Annotated in this window: 1 protein-coding gene; it reads right to left on the bottom strand. The window is 25.5% G+C overall.

What is annotated here, in order from left to right; genetic code table 11:
• Window positions 1–103: 103 nt before the first annotated feature.
• Window positions 104–1,879 (bottom strand): glycosyltransferase, encoded by a 1,776-nt coding sequence (locus MBFIL_RS04160; RefSeq protein ID WP_281192484.1) that lies wholly within the window; start codon window positions 1,877–1,879, stop codon window positions 104–106.
• Window positions 1,880–2,048: the final 169 nt, after the last annotated feature.

Genomic DNA, 2,048 nt, shown 5'->3' with positions numbered 1-2,048 from the left:
AAACATAAATCACTTAAAACCCAATAAACTAAATAATAATCCTTATTTTAACTTAATATTACTTCATCATCATAATATAAACCAATAAATATCAATTAACTAATCAATAAATTATGGAAGATCTCCTATAGAATTCTAATTCTTTCGAAATTTTGTTTTTAAACTGAGAGTATATGAAATCTGATTTTTCATTAGTGTCCATGTGCCAAAAACAAAAACTTATACTCCAATTAATGAAACTTTCTTCAACTTCTTCAAAAAGATTCAATTCAATTAATTCAGCTTTCAATGCTTTAATAGCATAATAAAAAGATAAAGGATCTTTTTCTCGTGTATTAGATAATGAATTATTCACATTTTGCCTATGGGTTGCTAAAACTTCAGGTACAGTTGTTATCCTTTTAGCTTTTACAAAAGATGTAAAAACAAAAAATAAATCATTACTACTTCTTAAATCTTGAAAATTTAAGTTATTATTTTTAACAAAAGAAGATTTATAAAGTTTATCCCAACTCCACCCTAGTGAAAAAGTGAAAACATCCTTTTTAATATCTTTATAATCAAATACTTCTTTTTTAGGAATATTTTTTAATGTCCCAGGAGTGTCAAAAAACTCTTTACTTTCGTTATTATATGCATTTGATTTGCAAATTGCGATATCTGCATTAAATTCTTCTGATTTACAATACATTTTTTCTAACATGTCTGGTTTGAAGAAATCATCAGCATCTAATATTGAAAGATATTTGCCTCTTGCTATTTTTAGTCCTTTATTTCTCGCAACACCAGCTCCATGATTTTCTTGATTAAGTATTTTTATTCTTTTATCTTTCTTTGAATAATCTTCTAATATTTCTAAAGAATTGTCTGTTGATCCATCATTTACACAAATAATTTCAATATTTTTTAGTGTTTGATTAACAATACTGTTCAAACATTCTTCTAAGTATTGTTCCGAATTATATATTGGTATAATTACTGATACTGTTGGCATAACATATAATTTACTAGGATTATTAATTATTGTTTGCAGAAATATCCAGTCATTTTTTGAAAATAAATGTTCTTTCAGCTGATTATTATTAGCAGCTACTACAAACTCGTCATGGAACTTATCTATAAATATATTTTTAAACTCTTCTCCTATTCTATCCAGTGCAAAAATGTAATGATGGAATTTTCTAAACTGAAAAACATAAATAAGTTTTTCTTTCAAATCAGTATTTTTATTTAAAAAATCTAATAAGAATGAGTGTTCACGATTTATTGCAAAAACTTTTCCTTTATCATGGACAGAAGAGTTGGGGTTATCAATTCTATACTTATAAAATCCTTGGTTTAAAAAATAGGCTCTTTTTGCGAATGCTAATGTTTGGAAACAAAAACCTACATCTTGAAAAGAAGCACCAGGTGTTTCATTAAAATAGATGGAATGTTTTTTAATAAAAGTTCTCTTATAAATTCCACTCCATATGCTTTGTGCGAAATTAAATATTCTAGTATCTTTTTTGGGTTCAATAATTTTATTATAAAATTCAACATTTGCTATTTTATGATAATCAAGCTTTGAGGCTTTACCTTCTCCTACTAACATTTGAAAATCTGCTTTTATGAAATCAACATTATTTTTCACAGCTTTATTTAAAAGTATTTTATACATATTCAAATCAATATAATCATCAGGTTCCACAATACCAATATAATCTCCTGTTGCATAATATAGTCCCAAATTCATTGTATGACCGTAACCAGAATTTGATTTAGATATTATTTTTATTCTTTTATCTTTTTTAGCATATTTCTTTAAAATAGCTAAACTATTATCTGTTGAACCATCATTCACACAAATTATTTCTATTTCTTGAAGTGTTTGATTTATTACACTATAGTATGATACCTATTTTTTGACAATATATTCATCTATCCAATTTTCGACAAAAGATATTTCATCAACTAATTCGTAGTATAATTTAACCACTTCCTTTTTTAGGTATTCAATATCTGGAATGGGGTTTCTATGTAGTATATTTTTCATAGTTCTCCATAGT

The sequence above is a fragment of the Methanobrevibacter filiformis genome, from assembly GCF_001639265.1.
GTDB lineage: Archaea > Methanobacteriota > Methanobacteria > Methanobacteriales > Methanobacteriaceae > Methanacia > Methanacia filiformis.
This window is presented reverse-complemented; position numbering and strand designations above follow the sequence as displayed.